Origin of the sequence: Roseibium sp. (genome assembly GCF_025698965.1) — a bacterium.
Lineage (GTDB): Bacteria > Pseudomonadota > Alphaproteobacteria > Rhizobiales > Stappiaceae > Roseibium.
Map to the genome: position 1 here is coordinate 1 of NZ_JAILWL010000632.1, position 2,994 is coordinate 2,994.

A 2,994-nucleotide genomic window follows, 5' to 3' on the forward strand; every position below is an offset into this window, starting at 1 on the left:
CCAACATCCCCGTCCGCGAAGAAGGCACGACGCTCGTCCGCATCACCAGCCAGAACCACGGGTTCGCCGTGGACGGAGACTCGGTCGATGGCACCGGACTCCGCGTCTGGGAACGCTGCCCCAACGACGGCTGCGTGGAAGGCCTCCAGCACACGGAGCTGCCCATCTTCACCACGCAGTACCACCCCGAAGCAGCTCCCGGCCCCTGGGACTCGGGAAAGCTCTTCGACGCGTTCCAGGAGCTCGTCGACCGCTGCGCCACGGGCGGCTGGACGGCCGGCGCGTTCCCCGACCTGCACGGCAAGGACATCGCGCCGTTTCCGAACGCGTGAACGCCCGGGCCTCACCGCCATCCTATGGTGTGCCTGGTCCCATGGTCTCAGCGGCGGTGGCGTGAAGCAATCAGAAGTGCACCGAAGAGCGCTATGAGCATCACGGCAAAGCCAGGCGTCGGAGCATCAACCACCGGCCGGTCGGGCTCCGGGTCCTCGGGGATAGCCCCGTTTTCAGGGGCACTGGATTCTCCGGGCGTCGATGGTGCAATGGCCATGACGAATGGGCTGAATCCTTGTGTCGTGAACGTGACGGTGAACGTTCCATCCGCGAACTGGGTGATTTCCGTAGGCAGCGACACCCAGCCGCCATTCACTCCATGAAGCACCGCCAAAGCTTGTGGATCGTCGGAGAATTGTCCGCCTGCGAATGGTCCCAGGGTGACCATCGCCGATTCGATGGTGCCGCCCTTTGTCTGGACGATGTCCACCCAGAATGTGGTGCCGGTGTAACCGGCGGGAAGATCCTCGGGGGTTTGGTCCCTTGTGGTGGTTTGGAATCCGACCGCCCCTTCATCCACAAGGATTACCTGAATAGTTTTGACGCCACGAGTTCCGGAATAATCCAGACTATGTTCTGTTGAATCTTTGTTTGAGACCTGCCCCTCGGCCCCGTTGTAGAAACCATGGGAACCAGGCGACGGCGTGCCGCTGCCGCTGGATGACCCCGAGCTGCTGGAGGTTGCAGTGTAGGTGACCTGGTTGTCCGTGCTGGTGCTGGCTGCGTTGGTGTTGCCTGCGGCATCCGAGGCCAGGCCAGCCCCGATGGTCGCGTTCACGGTACCATCACTGGTCATTCCGGTCACATTGATTTCGTAACTTGCACCACTACCTGTGACGCTTGCGCTTCCGCCCGCACTGGTGCCACCAATCGTGACATCTCCGGCCGTGAATCCGGTCACCGATTCACTGAACGTGACCGTGAAGAGAATGGGTCCGCTGGACGTGGGGTCAGCCTGTCCGCTCTTTTGTTCCACCGTTACCGTCGGCGAAGTGGTGTCGATGACCACGGAATTCGGGCCGAGGAGGCTGGTTGGTAGGGTGTTGTCCGCTGCATTATTGGATGCGGTGCTGTTGATGTATTCTCCTGCATCCAGTGCAATGGCGTTCTGGGCTGATGCATTGACCGATGCACTGGTATCTCCCGCCTGAACGGTGTAAGTCCAGGTAAGGGTCGTGGACCCGGTTCCACTCGTGTAGTTCGCCACACGGCCTCCGAAGTTCAACGCAAGAGACGGCACCCCGGTCACGGTGACGCTTTCGTTGTAGGTGGTGGTGATGGCAACGGTGTCTCCTGCCTTGTATGAACCGTTCGCAGTTGTGATGTCCGAGGCCGTGATGTTGGCTCCCACAACCATCGCGGACGTGCCCGGGACAAATGTCGCCGTCAAAAAGAACAAGGACAACATCAAAGGTCGAAAACGCATGGTATGAAATCGACCTGAAAGTATAATTCCGTTTGGGGTCGCTTTTCGTTGGAAAGCGTTGCACATTCCTATTTGAAGAAACCTTGGGCGCAAAGTATGGATCGCGCCTTTCAGGTGCCGCCTCACGCCTCTGCGACAACGGGTTCCTGGCTCGCCGCCTGACGCTTCAACAACACCACGGTGCCAAGGTATGCGGCGATTCCAGCCAGCGCCACCGCAAACGTCGCGGGCAGACTCAGGATGGCCGACTGGACCAGGACGAACAGTCCCACGCATCCAAGGAAGGACAGGGTCGAGACCGTTTTGTTCCACACCCAGACGTCATGCCCGGGCAACGGTTTGAGTGGCAGGGCGTTCGCCACCAAGGCGGCCACCGCCATTTCTGTTCCCACCGCCATGAAGTCGAAGTTGACCATTCCAATGAGGATGAACATGGCCATGGTGCCGATGATTCCGCCGAGCACGGCACCGGCGCGTGCGGCGCCATGGAATGCCGGCAGTTCCTTGCCGTGGTCCGTGTCGTCCTCGTCCACGTACCCGGGGTACCCCACGGCCACCCGCAAGAACAAGCTGGTGGCAATGAGGGAAACGATGCCGGATGCCAACAAACGCACGCGAACGCTGGCCCCACTGACCCGGGCCAGGAACGATTCCATGCTCAGCTCGATGATCGTGAACACGACGGCGGCCGCACCGACGATGGGAAGCGCTGCCACGTAGCCGGACGGGTCCCATCCGTCCACGCCCTCGAACGTGAAGAACGCGGCCATCAGACCCAAGATGATCGCCACCGCGGCTTTGCTCGGGAGGCGGTCGCTCCAGCGTTTCAGGCGCTGCGAACGGCCGGCCGTCTTGCCCTTCAGGACGTCTTCACCAAGGCCCATGGCGGCTTCTTGTCCCGCCTGTCCCATCGCGGCCAGGGCCTGCATACCGAACGTGGCGCCCAGTGCGGCCCCTGCACCGACCGCGGCGGCGGCGGTCGCTTTGCCCGCCGAGGTGTCGGGGTTGCGGACCACGAAGGAGGTGTCGTCGATGGCCACGTAGCCGCCTTGGGCCGGGGTGGTGCCGGTGGATGACGAGGGGCGTTCTACTTGCAGGGTGTAGATGCCGTTCGGGATGGTGCGCGTGTCCCATTCCAGTTCGGGCCCGTTGCCGAGGATGATGGTGTTGCCATCTTGGTCGACGAGGACGAACCGGACGGTGGCAGGGTCGCCGCGGCCTTCGTACCGCAGCAG

The 2,994-nt window shown here is 62.1% G+C and carries 2 protein-coding genes and 1 pseudogene; 1 reads left to right on the plus strand and 2 read right to left on the minus strand.

Annotated elements, in window-relative coordinates; genetic code table 11:
* Nucleotides 1-332 (plus strand): annotated as a pseudogene (locus K5905_RS30790) (hypothetical protein); the annotation flags it as partial.
* 47 nt (nt 333-379) lie between these two features.
* Here the strand turns inward: K5905_RS30790 and K5905_RS30795 are convergent.
* Together K5905_RS30795 and K5905_RS30800 are read right to left on the minus strand one after the other, a co-directional pair.
* Nucleotides 380-1,759, minus strand: coding sequence for an Ig-like domain-containing protein (locus K5905_RS30795; protein ID WP_297591535.1), 1,380 nt, complete (start codon nt 1,757-1,759; stop codon nt 380-382).
* 122 nt (nt 1,760-1,881) lie between these two features.
* Nucleotides 1,882-2,994: hypothetical protein (locus K5905_RS30800; protein WP_297591536.1), on the minus strand; the 1,113-nt coding region annotated here is incomplete at its 5' end.

Bases quoted from the DNA above. Each gene is read 5' to 3' on its own strand.
- K5905_RS30795 (WP_297591535.1), bottom strand. From the start codon at position 1,759: ATGCGTTTTCGACCTTTGATGTTGTCCTTGTTCTTTTTGACGGCGACA.